Consider the following 16,238-nt stretch of genomic DNA (forward strand, 5'->3'; position numbering starts at 1 on the left):
GTCAGTAGAGAAGAATCTAAAAAATAGAAATATGATGAAATTTTTTATAGTGATGGCTATGCTATTGGCTAGTAGCGTTGCAAGTGCAGAAAATAAACAGATAACAAGTCCTGATGGAAAGTTGGTAGTAACAGTCGCAGATATGGATGGAAGACCCTCTTATTCTGTTAGTTATGACAATGTTCTTTTTTTGAAACCATCTCCATTGGGGATGATTGCAAATATAGGAGATTTCTCATCGGGGATGTCGCTGGAGAAGAATGTTTCAACAAATAAAATAGATGAAACATACGAGTTGGCTTCTATTAAAAAGAGTAAGGTACATTATGTGGCAAATGAAGCTGTATTTTCGTTTACACAACAAGGGAAAACAATTTATGATGTTATATTCCGCATAAGTAATAACGATGTTGCTTTTAAATATAAGATGTATCCGCAAGGTGAGACACTAAGTTGCGTGGTTAAGCAAGAAGTCACAGGATTTGTGTTTCCTGACGGAACCACCACTTTCCTTTGTCCGCAAAGTAAACCGATGGGAGGATTTGCCCGTACTTCTCCAAGTTATGAGACGTCTTATACGGCAGATGATGTCGCAGGCAAAAATGGCTGGGGAGAAGGGTATACATTTCCCTGCCTATTCCGTAATGGAGATAATGGTTGGGTACTTGTTTCCGAAACGGGAGTAAATGGTGGATATTGTGCGAGCCGTCTGTTGGGACACAAAGGAGGAGTGTATACCATTGGATTTCCGCAAGAAGGTGAAGCAAATGGGAATGGTACGGTTTCTCCGGGGATAGCATTACCGGGCGAGACGCCTTGGCGTACTATTACTGTGGGCAAGACTTTGGCTCCAATAGTGGAGACAACGGTTCCTTTTGATGTTGTAAAACCGCTTTATCCGGCAAAAGGAGAGTATACGTATGGACGGGGTTCATGGAGCTGGATTATCGGTATGGATGGAAGTACTAATTATAAAGAGCAACTCCGGTATATTGATTTTTCGGCAGCAATGGGGTATCAGTCCGTGTTGGTGGATGCCTTGTGGGATAAACAAATAGGACGTGATAAAATTGAAGAATTGGCTAAATATGGGAAGGACAAAGGGGTAGCTCTTTATTTGTGGTATAATTCGAATGGGTATTGGAATGATGCTCCGCAAACTCCGAGAAGTATCATGGATAATGCGATAGCCAGACGTAAGGAGATGAAATGGATGCAAAGCATTGGCATTCGTGGAATAAAAGTTGACTTTTTCGGAGGTGACAAGCAAATGACTATGCAGTTGTATGAGGATATCTTGTCGGATGCAAACGAGTACGGCCTTCTGGTTATTTTTCATGGATGCACTTTGCCTCGTGGCTGGGAACGTATGTATCCTAACTTCGCATCGAGTGAGGCTGTATTGGCTAGTGAAAATCTTCATTTCTCTCAAGGCAGCTGTGATAATGAGGCCTTTAATGCTACCTTACATCCGTTTATCCGTAACACGGTAGGTAGCATGGATTTTGGAGGTAGTGCATTGAACAAATATTATAATGCGGATAATGCCCCACGGGGAAGCCGGCGGGTGACATCAGATGTCTACGCACTGGCTACGGCGGTGCTATTTCAGAGTCCGGTACAGCATTTCGCTTTGGCACCGAATAACCTGACCGATGCTCCGTCGTGGGCAATTGATTTTATGAAAGAGGTTCCAACGACTTGGGACGAAGTACGTTTCATTGACGGTTATCCTGGTAAATACGTTATTCTTGCCCGTCGTCATGGTGACAAATGGTATATTGCCGGAGTAAATGCGCAGAAGGAAACACTGAAACTTAAAGTTAATTTGCCGATGTTCTCCAATGGAGAAAAGGTGAGACTATTTAGTGATGATAAGGCATTGCAGGGTGGTGTGAAACAAATAGAAATAGGGAAGAAACAAGAATTACAATTGGCTATTCCTTGCAATGGTGGAGTATTAATAACCAAATAACCATTTTAAATAAAAGAATATGAGAAACTTTAAATTTTTAGGCGTGTCGTTTTTGTTGGCAATCACTGCCGCTACTTCAGGAACTGCACAAAATCCTATTATACAAACAAAATATACTGCCGATCCGGCTCCGATGGTATATAACGATACCGTTTTCCTTTATACAACCCATGATGAGGATGATGCCGAAGGATTCAAAATGTTGGACTGGTTGCTTTATACCTCCACTGATATGGTGAATTGGACCGATCACGGAGCGGTCGCTTCTCTGAAGAGTTTTGATTGGGTGAAACGTGATAATGGTGCCTGGGCAGAACAGGTCATCGAACGTAATGGCAAGTTTTACATGTATTGCCCGATTCACGGTAATGGTATTGGCGTATTGGTATCCGACTCTCCTTACGGTCCTTTTAAAGACCCTTTGAATAAACCATTAGTTTGGCAAAAAGAGCATTGGGATGATATTGACCCTACCGTATTTATTGATGATGACGGACAAGCGTATATGTATTGGGGCAATCCGAATGTTTATTATGTGAAACTGAATGAAGATATGATTTCATATTCGGGGGAAATAGCCAAATTGGCTGATAAACCGGAACATTATCAGGAAGGTCCGTGGGTATATAAACGTAACGGTCATTATTATATGGCTTTTGCTTCTACTTGTTGTCCGGAAGGGATTGGCTATGCTATGAGCGACAAAGCTACCGGACCATGGAGTACAAAAGGATATATTATGCGTCCAACGGAAAGAACCAGAGGAAATCATCCCGGAATTATTGATTATAAAGGCAGTTCTTATGTGTTCGGCCTAAATTATGATTTGCTTCATCTGGAGACTTTCGACCATAAAGAACGTCGTTCGGTATCTGTTGCAAAAATGCATTATAATCCGGATGGAACCATTAAGGAAGTTCCTTATTGGCAGGAGACGAAACTGGAACAGATTGAAAACTTTAATCCTTACCGTAGAGTGGAAGCCGAAACGATGGCTTGGGGATATGGTCTGAAAGCTGAAAATCATAAGAATGGTGGTTTGTATATAACCGATATTGATGATAATGAATATCTGTGTGTGCGTGGTGTCGACTTTGGCAAGAAGGGAGCAAAGAAATTCAGTGTAAGCGCAGCTTGTGTTGAAAAAGGCGGAATGATAGAAATTCGTCTGGACAGCACGGAAGGTCCGGTAATAGGCTGTGTCAGTATATCACCAACAGGAGGACTGGATATATATAAACAGATGTCATGCCGGATAAAGAATGCAAAGGGTGTACATGATCTTTATTTCTGCTTTAAAGGAGAGAAAGGAAACAAACTTTTCAATCTGGATTATTGGGAATTTGAATAGCTTTTATTCAAAAAAATGAGATTGTAATGTGCTTATAATCAGTGTAATTATTTGGGTATGCTACAAGGGGAAAGATAGATGTAACATTGAAAATGAAGATGTTATTTAGGAAAAGAAGCCCGTAACATAATTATGTTTGTAGTTTTATAAGCTGGCATATCTTTGCAGAAAAAGATCAGTAATTCATATTTGATTATAAAGAAAATAAGAGGTATTATGAAGAATACACAGGTAATACAATTAATGTCAATCGTCCGGCTCTCCATATTTATGTTGGGGATAACAATGATGTCATGTAACTCAAAGAAAGAACAACAATTACCGGCTATTGGAAAATCTGTGGCTCTCTTTGATTATTTTTCTTATAAAGGAAATGATGATTTTTATATTTCCAATCCTCTGTCAGGTGAAGACTATTTCTATAATCCTATTTTGCCGGGATGGTATTCTGATCCTAGTGTTTGTACAAATGGAGAAGGTGATTATTTCCTAGTAACATCTACATTCACTTATTTCCCCGGTGTTCCTATTTTTCACAGCAAAGACTTGGTGAATTGGAAACAGATAGGGCATGTGTTGAACCGTGCTTCGCAATTAGTGAATATGGAAGGACAGAAAGTGAGTGGCGGTATTTTTGCTCCGGCTATTTCTTATAATCCGTATAACAAGACATATTATATGGTAACAACCAATGTCGGAGCCGGAAATTTCTTTGTTAAGACACAAGACCCGTTTGGTGAATGGTCGGAACCCGTCATGTTGCCGGAGGTCGGAGGTATTGATCCTTCTTTCTTTTTTGATGAAGATGGTAAGGCATATATTGTTAATAATGATGAGGCTCCGGATAATAAACCTGAATATAGCGGCCACCGTACTATACGCATACAAGAGTTTGATGTGAAAACAGATAAGACGATCGGTCCTCGTAAGATTCTTGTAAACAAAGGAGCTCAACCGGCAGACAAACCAATTTGGATAGAAGGTCCTCATTTATATAAAATAAATGGAAAGTATTTCTTGATGTCCGCCGAAGGTGGAACGGGTAACTGGCATTCGGAAGTGATTTTCCGTGGTGATTCTCCGATGGGTAAATTTCTTCCATGGAAAAACAATCCGATTCTGACGCAAAGACATTTGAATTCTGACCGTCCTAATTCGGTAACCTGTGCTGGTCATGCAGACTTGATTCAAACAAAAGAGGGAGATTGGTGGGCTGTTTTTCTGGCTTGTCGCCCTATTAATAATCAGTTTGAGAATTTGGGACGTGAAACATTTATGATGCCGGTGAAATGGAGTGAAGATGGATTCCCGTACATGACACAAGGAGATGATTTAGTACCTATGATTGTAAAACGTGAAGGTGCGAAACGCGATACGATAGTTACTTATGGTAACTTCGAGTTAATAGAGAACTTTGATTCTCCTGTACTTGATATGACTTGGATGACTTTGAGAGCTTCTGCTTCCGATTTATATTCATTGACGGAAACACCCGGATACCTGACCTTGAAGTGTGCAGATATTAGCTCTACGGAAAAGAAAACTCCGGCATTTGTCTGCCGTCGGTTACAACATCATAAATTTGAATGTGCTACCCGTATGTTGTTCAATCCTTCTAACGATAAGGAAACAGCCGGAATGTTATTGTTTAAAGATGAGGCGCATCAATATTTCTTCTGCTTGAATAAAGTGGGTGAGAATAAAAATATTTCTCTGAAACAAATCGGTGAAAAGGAACAGACATTGGCTTCAGATGAAATAGACGCAGATACAAATGAGGTATATTTGAAATTAGTATCTCAAGGAATTGGTTACGACTTCTATTATTCTATTGATGGTGAAAAAAGCTGGAAACTGCTTTGTAAAGATGTAGATTCCAGTTATCTCTCTACTACAACGGCTGGTGGATTTACCGGTACTACAATTGGATTATACGCTACTTGCAAATAATTATTTTTTTTATATAAATCTAATACTAGCAACTATGGGTGATATTTATAATGATAGCTAATGCAATTAAAAAAGAATGATGATTAGAAAACAATGTAGTTAATTAACATCTTAAACTAATGGTAATGAAAAATGTAACGAAGAAAATTCAAAAAATTCCTTACCTGTTTCTCCTTATGTTGTTTAGTTTTGTAACAGCATCAGCACAGAAAGGGATAACGGTGAGGGGAACGGTTCTTGACAGTAATGGTGAGACAATCATTGGAGCCTCAGTAACTTTAAAAGGTAATAGTTCAATAGGTACAATCACAGATATAGATGGCAATTTTGTATTGACTGTGCCCGGTGAGAAGTCTGTCCTTATTGTTTCGTATGTAGGAATGAAACCGCAGGAAGTAAAAGTGGTTTCTAAAGGTCTTATTAAAGTAACATTGGAAGATGACACCAAGCAACTGGAAGAAGTGGTTGTGGTGGGTTACGGACAACAAAAGAAAGCGTCTGTGGTAGGTGCTATTGCACAAACCACTGGTGAGACATTACAGCGTGCAGGTGGTGTGTCGAATGTGGGTGCGGCATTGACGGGTAATTTGCCGGGTGTGGTGACTTCTGCCTCTACTGGTATGCCGGGTGACGAAGACCCGAAAATTGTAATTCGTAGCGTTAGCTCGTGGAATAATAGCGAACCGCTTATCCTTGTGGACGGTATCGAACGTCCGATGAGCAGTGTGGACATGAGTTCTGTACAGTCTATATCTGTATTGAAGGATGCGTCGGCAACTGCTGTTTATGGTGTGAAGGGTGCCAATGGTGTCATTCTTGTAACCACTAAGCGCGGTAACGAAGGTCGGGCCAAGATTGACGTAAGTATGAACATGACGGCTAAAGTGGTTTCTGCTCTGCCGGGAAGAATGGAGTCGGCGGATGCGTTGTATGTGCGTAATCAGGCTGCCGAATATGAGTTAGGCTTGAATCCTGCTTCTTGGAATAAAATATTGCCGATGGAGACGATTGACAAATATCGCCATCCTGCTAATTTGGAAGAGGCCGAACGTTATCCGAACGTTGACTGGCAGAAAGAGCTTTTCAAAGATTATGCCATGTCATACAATCCGAGCATCAACCTGTCGGGTGGTACACGCCACGTCAAATATTTCGCTGCGGTAGACTTTCTGCATGAAGGTGACTTGTTCCGCGAATGGGACAATAACCGTGGTTATCAGGCAGGTTACGGATTCAACCGTATTAATGCACGTAGTAATTTGGACTTCAAGATTACCAAAACTACCGTATTGAAAGCCAATATTTTCGGTTCTTACGGTGTGAAGAAATCACCGTGGGGAGTTGCCGACGATTCATTTGGTGCCTCGCAGTTGTGGCAGGCTGCCTACAGTTCTCCGTCAGACGCTTTCTTGCCCCGTTATTCCGACGGTACGTGGGGATACTACAAGCCCAATTCGCAAGGTGCGCCGAACTCTGTGTTGAATCTCGCCAATGCAGGCTATGAAATGCTTACTACTACCCGCGTCAATACTGACTTTGTATTGGAACAGGATTTGAGTTTCCTCGTAAAAGGATTACGTGCAAGTGCCATGATTTCGTGGGACAACGTGTTTGTGGAAGCCGGTCGTGGTGTCAATGACTTGAATCACGGGACGCAGACCAAATGGATAGATCCGGAAACAGGCGAGGTGCATTATAGCAACGCGCAAACCGACTCTAAAACCGGACTCGATTTTCAGGAAGGTATCTTGTGGTCTACAGCAGGTGGTGCTGTGCGGGACTGGTCTACTCAACGCAATCTTTTTTATCAAGGACAATTGTCATGGAGCGGCAAGTTCGGTGACCACGATGTCAGCGCCATGGGAGTGTTCAACCGTACCGAACGAAGCACTGGTAGCGAATTCCCTCACTATCGTGAAGACTGGGCGTTCCGCGCCACTTATAGTTATGGCAACCGTTATTTCTTGGAATACAACGGTGCATACAACGGTTCCGAGAAGTTTAGTCCCGACTATCGTTTCGAGTTGTTTAACTCAGGTGCGTTGGGCTGGATGATAAGCGAAGAAAGATTCTTCAAGCCTCTCCGTAAGTGGGTAGATATGTTGAAAGTACGTTATTCTATCGGTGAGGTAGGTGACGATAATCTTGGTATTCGTTTTCTATATGCTACACAGTGGGCTTACGGAGGTAAGTCTTTCCACGGTTTGAACAATCGAACCGAGTCTCCTTACACTTGGTACAAGGAAGCTACGGTAGGTAATCCCGATGTACATTGGGAAACAGCTTTGAAGCAGAATATCGGTGTTGATTACGCTTTCTTCGATGGTTTGCTTGCCGGTAGTTTGGAATTTTTCTATGACAAGCGTTCGGACATTCTTGTAGCCGGCGACAAACGTGCCACTCCCGGTTATTTAGGAATTTCCGCCCCGGCTGCCAACTTAGGACGCGTGCGTACGAAAGGATACGAATTGGAACTTCGTGTAAATAAAACATTGAACAACGGTCTTCGTCTGTGGGGTAACTTCAATATGACTCATGCTGAAAACAAGATTCTCAAATACGATGACCCTGTGTTGCGTCCCGCATACCAGAAGTCGGAAGGATTTGCCATCGGACAAGACCACGCTCATCTTACGGCAGGATTTGCCAACACGTGGGACGAAGTATTCGCCATGCCTACACACAATACGATGAACGATCAGAAATTGCCCGGACAGTATATCACTATGGACTATAATGGTGATGGCGTGATAGATGCCAACGACAGCGCTCCTTACGGCTATACGGGTACTCCCGAAAATACGTACAACGCTACTATCGGATTCGATTACAAGGGATTCAGCTGCTTTGTACAGTTCTATGGAGTGACCAACGTCAACCGTTATGTGGGTTTTACTTCCTTGCACAATAACGTGAATACTGTATTCGACGAAGGAGTATTCTGGTCGAAAGATCGTTTTGATGCAGATGCTCCCATGCCTCGTATCAATTCTACTCCGAGTTATTATGAAGGTACTCGCTTCCATTACGACGGTTCGTTTATTCGTCTGAAGAATGCTGAAGTGGCTTACACTTTTACACAACCTTGGGTAAAGAAAATTGGATTGAACAGATTTAAAATATTCCTGAACGGAAACAACCTTTGGGTATGGTCGCGTATGCCGGATGACCGCGAATCGAACTTTGCAGGTACGGGATTGGCTTCGCAAGGTGCTTATCCTACTGTACGTCGTTTCAATCTGGGTATTAAATTTGACCTTTAAAACATCATCGAATTATGAAAAAATACATTATAAAATATGCTGTAATGGCTTGTTTGAGTCTCGGATTGACGGGTACGACTGCTTCGTGTACCGACTATCTGGACAAGGCACCCGAATCGGATGTCACTCCGGAAAATGCCTTTAAGGACTTCCACAATTTTCAGGGATTTGTAGAAGAGCTTTATGCTTGTATTCCCGACATGGTCAAACAATACTGGTCAAACTCTTGGAACTGGGGTGAAGACGAAGTGATTGGTGTAGACTGCAATTATCACATGGGCTATAAAGTGGACCAAGGCGACTTTTGGGGGTGGCAGGCTGAACACGACGGCTGGGGGGCCGGATTTATGGATTGCAAAACTCTGAATCTGGACTTTACTACTCCGAACGACGGATTCAGATGGAACCGCGACTTGTGGCCCGCTTCTTGGTACGGAATCCGTAAATGTAATACGGGATTAGCAAATCTGGACCTGCTTACCGATGCAACGCAGGAACAGAAGAACGCCATTGCCGGACAGCTTTATTTCTTCCGCGGGTGGTTTCATTTCATGCTGATACAATATTTCGGCGGATTGCCTTATATAGATAAGGTGTTGCCTCCCAACGAAACATTCAACGAGCCGCGACTCAGCTATCACGAATGTGCCGACAAGGCTGCCGATGATTTCCGGATGGCTGCCGATCTGCTGCCTATTGATTGGGACAAGACATCTATCAGCCCGAGCACGAAAGGATACAACCAACTGCGCATCAACAAAATCATGGCACTGGGCTATTTAGGTAAAAACTACTTGTGGGCAGGAAGTCCGTTGATGAACAAGGTGTCCACAGGAAGTGAATCCTACAATCAGGAATATTGCCGGAAGGCTGCCGAAGCGTTCGGGGAGTTGCTTACGCTGGTAGAGAACCGACAGACGCAATATAGCTTGGTGGACTTTGAGGACTATTCCGACCTCTTCTACACATACGGAAAGAATGCCCAAATGCCGGGTTCTACAGAAGCATTGTTCAGAGGATTGGTGGCAGATGGCTGGCAAAACTCAACTTTTGGTTTAGCTCTTCAGTTTGTGCCTGCCAGCTATAAGAAAGATAACAATCCGCAACTCTCGCCCACAGCCAACTATGTACACTATTACGGTATGGCAAATGGATTGCCGCTCGACGACCAGGAATCCAAGTGGGACAAGACTCATCCTTGGAAAGGACGCGACCCACGTTTCTATCATGATATTCGCTTCGACGGTTCGCCTATGGTATCTGATGCAAAAAAAGATTCGGAGGAGGTCGGTGACTTAGCCGTTGCATCCCTCTACACAGGCGGAAACGCCCGTGACGACCAGTTCGGAAGCCGTACCGGATTCCTGCTTGGCAAGTTTATTCCGGTGACAGCCAATAAATGGGATGATGGCTGGGGATGGAGTCCGCAGATGCATATCTATTGCAGCTATATGCGTCTGGCAGACATTTATCTGATGTATGCTGAAGCTGCGGCAAATGCTACCGGCTCGTCTACAGGAAAGTCAACCAACTGTACACTTACGGCACTGGCCGCAGTCAACACCATCCGCAAACGTGCGAGAGTAGAAGGTGTCAATGCCAAATATACCGGTTCAATCGATCTGTTCAACAGTGAGATTCGCCGCGAACGTGCGGTAGAACTTGCATACGAAGGACACCGTTTCACTGACTTGCGTCGCTGGTTGCTTATCGACAAGAAACCTTATACCGAAAAGACTGCTGTCGATTTCCAACGGGTAGGCGACCTTGCCGAGAACCCTCAGGAAACAGCTGTAAGCGGCTATACATATCGGGTAATCGTGACGCGTAATTTCACGGAGAAGCATTACTGGTTGCCTCTGAAATTGTCTGACGTGACCTTGTATCCGGAGTTCTATCAGAATCCGGGATGGTAAACAAGTGACTTATTAAACGAAATAGAATATCATGAAACAAATTCATAAAAATATAATTCTTAGCGCCGGACTATTGTTTGCTTCTGCCGGGCTGATGGCTCAGACGGATGTGGAGAAGACTGATACATTGGCTCAGAAAGTGAATGTGGCTTTCCGCACAGTGGACCGGGCGGATTTGATGGGTGGTGTCTCGTCCGTCAATGTAGAGGAACTGACTAATAAAAGTTATTCGCTGTACAGTCTCGACAATATGCAATCTTTAGTGGGAGGTTACAACGGACAATTATGGAACATGGGCGAAGCGTTGGTATTGGTAGACGGAGTCCCTCGTGAGGCAAACAACATTCGTCCTACCGAAATAGCCCAAATCACATTCCTCAAAGCAGCGCAAGCCGTGGTGCTTTACGGCAGCCGTGGTGCGAAGGGAGTCATTCTTATCACCACGAAGCGCGGATGCGATAAAGACTTGCGGGTGAGTGCGCGTGCCAATGCCGGTATCAATGTGCCTAAAAGCTATCCTAAATATCTGGCTTCTGCCGAATACATGACGTTGTATAACGAGGCGTTGCGTAACGACGGGTTGGATCCCGCTTTCTCGGATGAGCAGATTTACAACTATGCAAGCGGAAGTAACCCTTACCGTTATCCGAACATCAACTTCTTTTCCGATGACTATATTCGGAAGACAAGTCAGGACTATAACGGAGTGGCCGAGTTTTCGGGCGGCGGACGCTACGCCAACTTCTATACGAACATCGGTTACGAGAGTTCCAACGACTTGCTCAACTTCGGTGAAAGTAAGAACAACCGCAATTCGCGCCTGAATATCCGCGGTAATGTGGATTTGCGTATGAACGATTGGATCAGCGGTTGGGTAAATGCAAATGCTATCTTCTACGATTCCCGTCACGATAAGGCAGACTACTGGGCTAACTCGGCTACGTTACGTCCGACTGCTCCCGGTTCGGCGCCTCTTGTACCTTTCATTCCCATTGAGTTTGTCGATAAAAACGATGCTGCTTCGTGGACGTTGATCAATAATAGCAATTACCTTATTGACGGCAAATATCTATTGGGAGGTACGCAGTTGAACATGACTAATCCTTTTGCTGCCATGTATGCGTCCGGTTATCAGAAAGCTACTTCACGTCGTTTCCAGTTTGATGCGGGAATCAACCTCGATTTGTATAAAGTACTGAAAGGATTGTCATTCCGTACACAGTTCTCCGTAGACTACGGAACTTCTTACATCACTTCTATCGACGACGACTATGCAGTGTATGAAGCCTCTTGGAACAATGCTTTCGGAGGCGACCGTATTACTTCATTGACTAAGTACAATATGGACAAGCATACCGGTACGCAAAACGTATCGGGCAGTACGGCGTATCAGACCATTTATTTCTCTGCACAGTTCGGCTATCAGAACACTTTTGCCGACAATCATCATGTGAATGCATTGTTGTTGGCTCAAGGCAGCCAGCAGACCTATTCGGGTACCTACCATCGCACTAGCAATTCCAACTTGGGTTTGCAACTCGATTATAACTATGCCGGTAAGTATTACGCCGATTTCAGCATGGCAGCGGTTCATTCCGCCAAATTGCCCGAAGGCAACCGGATAGGGCTTTCGCCTTCGTTTACGTTGGGATGGCGTCTTTCCGAAGAGGGTTTCCTCAAAGATGCCGATTGGCTCGATAACCTGAAACTGATGGCAGGCTATAGTGTGCTCAATCAGGATTTGGATATCAGTGATTACTACATGTATGCTACCAAGTTTACACAGGCAGGTACGTGGTGGGGATGGAGCGAGGTAAACAACTCGATGCAGACCACCGACTTCCTGCAAGGTGGAAACCCCGACCTCGGCTACATCAAGCGTAAGGAATTTACGGTAGGATTGGACGCTTCTCTTTGGAAGGGATTGGTGAGACTCAATGCCAATTACTTCGTAACCAATACCGAAGGATTGCTGGCGCAGCCCCAAAATTATCCGTCTTATTTCCAGACTTATTATCCGAAGTCCGATATGCGTCCTTATATTAACATGAACAACCAACGTCGTACGGGTGTGGACTTGAGTGTAAATGTGGGCAAAAAGCACGGTGACTTTGAATGGAATGTGGGGCTTGTGGGTATGTACTACACCTCCAAGAACACCAAATGGGACGAGAATGTGAAATATGACTGGCTGAAAGCCGAAGGTGAGGCGATTGATGCTTTGCGCGGATATCAATGCATCGGATTCTTCAAAGACGCTGCCGATGTGGAAAGCTCGGCAAAGGTGAATGCTAATACCAAACCCGGTGATTTGAAGTATGTAGACCAAAACAACGATGGTGTCATCAATGAGCAAGACCAGGTGGTATTGGGCAAGTGGGGTGCTTCCTGGGTGATGGGTCTCAACCTGACTGCCAAGTACAAAGGCTTCACATTGTTTGTGGCAGGCACCGGATCGTTTGGTGGCAAAGGACTGAAGAATAATAGTTATATGCACGTGTATGGCGATCGCAAATATTCTGAAGTGGTTCGCGGACGCTGGACGGAAGAGACGGCAGATATCGCCACATACCCGCGTCTCACAACACAAGGTGGCGACCTGAACTTTGTGGCTTCCGACTTCTGGTTGTACGACACTTCACGTTTCGATTTGAACCGTGTTCAATTGTCTTACGACTTCCCGGCTGCTATGCTGAAAGGCAAACTTGTGAAAGGTTTACAAATCTATGCCAACGGAACAAGCCTGTTGACCTTGGCGAAGGAGCGTAAATATATGGAGATGAATGTAGGGACTTCTCCCCAATGCCGTTCGTACGCACTGGGTGTAAAGGTAGACTTTTGATGGGTCTCTCGTTGTAGAATATAAAAATATAGAATAAATAAGTCATGAAGAAAATTATAACAATATGTGCCTTTGCCGCTTGTCTGACCGGATGCGATGACTTGTTCGAACCGGCTATCGAGAACAACCTCGGACTGGAATATATGTACGAGAATTCGCAATATGCCGAAGGAATACTGGCAAATGCCTATACACGCATACCCTGCGCAGGCTATTCTTTCAACGACGTGGCTACCGATGACGCTGTGAGCAATGATGCGGAAAACAGCTGGCGTAAAATAGCCTCCGGCATGTGGACGGCAAACAACAATCCTGCCGACCGTTGGACTTCCTGCCGTTCCGCCATACAGTATATCAATCTTTTCCTTGCCAATGCCGACAAGGTGAAATGGGCGAAAGACGAAGTGGTGGCGCAGATGTTCTGCGACCGTGAGAAAGCGGAAGCCTATGGCTTGCGTGCCATGTATATGTATTACCTCCTCGAAGCCCATGCGGGCTATACCGAAGACGGTGTGTTGATGGGGGTGCCCATCCTGACCGAACCGGAAGCAGCCGGATCCAATTTCAATGTGCCCCGCAGCACATTTGTAGATTGCATGAAGGCGTTGAAAGAAGACGCCCGGTTGGCACTCGAAGGATTGCCTTGGGAATATGGTGACGCAGCGGAAATGCAACGCTTGTCTGCTAAATATGCAGGAGCAGACCAAGGCAAAGTCACCCGTGTGTTTGGCGCAAACTTTATCGGCCGTATGTCTGGAAAGGTGGTGGAAGCGTTTGTGGCAAAAGCGGATTTGCTTGCTGCCAGTCCGGCATATAGTGACCAGTCAGGCGTTGATTGGAAAACGGCTGCTGCTAGTGCTGCAAAGGTACTGAATCATATCGGAGGGGTAGACGGTATGGATCCTACCGGATGGACATGGTATTGCAATGTAGATGATATTGAAAAACTTAGCCCAACCGAATCACCTGCTGAAATTCTGTGGCGTGGTGAACGTGCCAAATCCCTCTCGCTCGAAGAAGATAACTTCCCGCCCACACTCTACGGTAACGGACGTATCAACCCAACTCAAAATCTGGTGGATGCATTCCCGATGCTGAACGGTTATCCGGTGTCTCATCTGTCCGGCGAATATGATGAAAATCTTCCGTATGCCAACCGTGACCCGCGCTTGGAAGCATACATTCTCTATAATGGTTGTAAGGCAGGCAATACGAATAAGGAAATCTTTACGGCAGCCGACGGAACTACCAATGATGCACTGAACAAGGTGGTAGGACGTTCTACCCGTACCGGATACTATCTGCGCAAACTGTTGCGTCAGGACATCAGCCTCGACCCGAATGCGAAAGCCGACCAGTATCATTACACACCGCGCATCCGCTATACCGAGATATTCTTGGCGTATGCCGAGGCGGCAAATCAGGCGTACGGTCCGCAAGATAAAGGAGGCAACGGCTATTCTGCTTATGATGTGGTGAAAAAGTTGCGCCACCGTGCCGGCATCGGTCGCGACAATGGTGATGCTTACTTGGAATCCATCAAGAACGATCAGGCAAAGATGGCGGAACTCATCCGCAACGAACGTCGCATCGAACTTTGTTTCGAAGGTTTCCGTTTCTGGGATTTGCGCCGCTGGAAGAGCAATCTGACCGAAACCGCTAAAGGGATGAATATCAGTGGAACCCGTTATACTCCAATGGAGGTAGACAAACGCTCGTTCAGTGAGTATATGTATTACGGTCCTATTCCTTATTCGGAAGTTCTTAAGTATGACGAACTGAAACAGAATCAGGGTTGGTAAACCGATAGTGTAAATTTAATAAAATGCTAAAGCATACAATGATTATGAATAAGACAATAATGAAATGCATGGTCCTTGGCTTGTTGTTTGCCGGCTGTGAAAACGGAGACAAAGAATTCGACGATTACGAATATCAGACCATCAGTTTTGCTACTCAGACTCCTATACGCACCATCACATTGGGCGAAGATGTATATCCTACCGAACAAGACAATGAATATCGGATGCAGATCATCGCTACATTGGGCGGTGTGTGGTCAAACCGCAAAGAGCGCACAGCACAGATTGTTATCGATGAAAGTTTGTGTACCAATGCTTATTTCGACAATGGCAAGCCGATACTTCCTATGCCTAAGGAATATTATACTTATTCTTCGGAACAGGTGGTATTTCCCAAAGGAGACATTTATGGACGTATGGACATACAGTTGACCGATGCTTTCTTCAATGATCCTCTCACGCCCGAACTCACCTATGTCATTCCGGTACGGTTAGCACAGGCTTCAGACTCTATCTTGGCGGGCAAACCTAAAGTTGAGTCTCCCAATCGCTTGAATGTGGCAGACTGGGACGTGCTTCCCAAAGACTATGCGCTTTATGGGGTGACCTACAAAAACAAGTATGAGGGCGTTTGGTTGAGTCGTGGCACAGACCAGCTCGACATCAATGGCAACACTTCTACGCTCAACCGTAACCCGCAGAATATAGAGAAAGCAGACCAACGTACATTGGGAACTATTGCCCTCAACAAAGTGCGTTATCCTCTTTCGCTTTCGGTGGATGTGGTGAATGAGAAAGGCGAATCTTCCAAGCAAACGTTGACAATGGACTTGGTGATAACGGTTGACGACAACGGCAATTGCTCCATCACTACCGACACACCGGGGGCTCAGGCAAGCGGTTCGGGCAAGTGGACCTATCATGGTGCCAAGAAAGCGTGGGGCGACAAAGACCGCGACCTGTTCGAACTGACCTATGAAGTGACTTATGCGCCTTATGTGTTGAATGCTGTGACCGGTGAAACGGGCACTGCCAAATGTAGCAGCACGGACGCGCTGGTGTCACGCGACAGACAGAGCAAATTTGAAACTTTTAACGTGAAGTTGAAGTGAACCGCAATCTAAACAATTTAAGAAAAC

At 44.9% G+C, this 16,238-nt stretch carries 8 protein-coding genes; all 8 read left to right on the forward strand.

What is annotated here, in order from left to right:
• The first annotated feature begins 34 nt into the window (after nucleotides 1-34).
• The 8 genes from INE92_RS22440 (at nucleotide 35) to INE92_RS22475 (ending at nucleotide 16,211) form a co-directional block, all read left to right on the forward strand.
• Entirely contained in the window at nucleotides 35-1,975 is a 1,941-nt protein-coding gene (locus INE92_RS22440) for a glycoside hydrolase family 97 protein (RefSeq protein WP_195436119.1), read from the forward strand.
• 19 nt (nucleotides 1,976-1,994) lie between these two features.
• Complete coding sequence (locus INE92_RS22445; protein WP_015532245.1) at nucleotides 1,995-3,326, forward strand: glycoside hydrolase family 43 protein; 1,332 nt, start codon at nucleotides 1,995-1,997, stop codon at nucleotides 3,324-3,326.
• 216 nt (nucleotides 3,327-3,542) lie between these two features.
• A complete protein-coding gene (locus INE92_RS22450; RefSeq protein WP_120067114.1) occupies nucleotides 3,543-5,276 on the forward strand; it encodes a glycoside hydrolase family 43 protein in 1,734 nt (577 codons plus the stop codon).
• A gap of 119 nt (nucleotides 5,277-5,395) precedes the next feature.
• Nucleotides 5,396-8,539, forward strand: a complete 3,144-nt coding sequence (locus INE92_RS22455) for a SusC/RagA family TonB-linked outer membrane protein (RefSeq protein WP_004309630.1) — start codon at nucleotides 5,396-5,398, stop codon at nucleotides 8,537-8,539.
• A 14-nt stretch (nucleotides 8,540-8,553) separates the two neighbouring features.
• Nucleotides 8,554-10,455: a RagB/SusD family nutrient uptake outer membrane protein gene (locus INE92_RS22460; RefSeq protein ID WP_211421255.1), complete on the forward strand. Its 1,902-nt coding sequence runs from the start codon at nucleotides 8,554-8,556 to the stop codon at nucleotides 10,453-10,455.
• Between the two features lie 31 nt (nucleotides 10,456-10,486).
• The gene (locus INE92_RS22465) at nucleotides 10,487-13,297 is read left to right on the forward strand and encodes a SusC/RagA family TonB-linked outer membrane protein (RefSeq protein ID WP_004309632.1); all 2,811 of its coding nucleotides are present in this window, start codon (nucleotides 10,487-10,489) and stop codon (nucleotides 13,295-13,297) included.
• A 44-nt stretch (nucleotides 13,298-13,341) separates the two neighbouring features.
• The gene (locus INE92_RS22470) at nucleotides 13,342-15,099 is read left to right on the forward strand and encodes a RagB/SusD family nutrient uptake outer membrane protein (protein ID WP_004309633.1); all 1,758 of its coding nucleotides are present in this window, start codon (nucleotides 13,342-13,344) and stop codon (nucleotides 15,097-15,099) included.
• Nucleotides 15,100-15,143: 44 nt separating this feature from the next.
• A complete protein-coding gene (locus INE92_RS22475) occupies nucleotides 15,144-16,211 on the forward strand; it encodes a DUF5627 domain-containing protein (protein WP_224262915.1) in 1,068 nt (355 codons plus the stop codon).
• Nucleotides 16,212-16,238: the final 27 nt, after the last annotated feature.

Source organism: Bacteroides xylanisolvens, from assembly GCF_018289135.1.
Taxonomy (GTDB): Bacteria; Bacteroidota; Bacteroidia; order Bacteroidales; family Bacteroidaceae; genus Bacteroides; species Bacteroides xylanisolvens.

Coding starts and splice junctions, on each gene's coding strand:
- INE92_RS22440 (WP_195436119.1), top strand. CDS start 35: ATGAAATTTTTTATAGTGATGGCTATGCTATTGGCTAGTAGCGTTGCA.
- INE92_RS22445 (WP_015532245.1), top strand. CDS start 1,995: ATGAGAAACTTTAAATTTTTAGGCGTGTCGTTTTTGTTGGCAATCACT.
- INE92_RS22450 (WP_120067114.1), top strand. CDS start 3,543: ATGAAGAATACACAGGTAATACAATTAATGTCAATCGTCCGGCTCTCC.
- INE92_RS22455 (WP_004309630.1), top strand. CDS start 5,396: ATGGTAATGAAAAATGTAACGAAGAAAATTCAAAAAATTCCTTACCTG.
- INE92_RS22460 (WP_211421255.1), top strand. CDS start 8,554: ATGAAAAAATACATTATAAAATATGCTGTAATGGCTTGTTTGAGTCTC.
- INE92_RS22465 (WP_004309632.1), top strand. CDS start 10,487: ATGAAACAAATTCATAAAAATATAATTCTTAGCGCCGGACTATTGTTT.
- INE92_RS22470 (WP_004309633.1), top strand. CDS start 13,342: ATGAAGAAAATTATAACAATATGTGCCTTTGCCGCTTGTCTGACCGGA.
- INE92_RS22475 (WP_224262915.1), top strand. CDS start 15,144: ATGAATAAGACAATAATGAAATGCATGGTCCTTGGCTTGTTGTTTGCC.